The following is a 311-nucleotide window of genomic DNA, read 5'->3' on the forward strand; positions in this document are numbered from 1 at the left end:
ATGGCGAGAAAAGATATTCGAAATTCAGCGCAATAGTATTGACACTCTAGTGCGTGACACTTTAAACAGCGGAAGTATTCGAAGTTATCGACTGTATTTGTATCAACGTGCGCGGCGAATTGCGATTGATAACTTTTCTTTGTCGATTATACAGCGACGTGCTACCGAAGAGGAGCAGCGAACAGGGCGATTTCTTGTTGGGGAAGGAGAGCTGATCTGCGGAGTGTACTCTTGCCAAGTTTATCAAGGCAGAGAAGTCTTTTTTGATGAAGACTCTGATCCACTTTTACAAAAGCTGTCTGAGCCCTTGG

General features: G+C 44.4%; 1 pseudogene. It reads left to right on the forward strand.

From position 1 onward, the window contains the following. A pseudogene (locus A3712_RS28335) lies at window positions 1-311 on the forward strand (hypothetical protein); the annotation flags it as partial.

It is taken from the genome of Vibrio sp. HI00D65 (assembly GCF_001635455.1).
Lineage (GTDB): Bacteria > Pseudomonadota > Gammaproteobacteria > Enterobacterales > Vibrionaceae > Vibrio.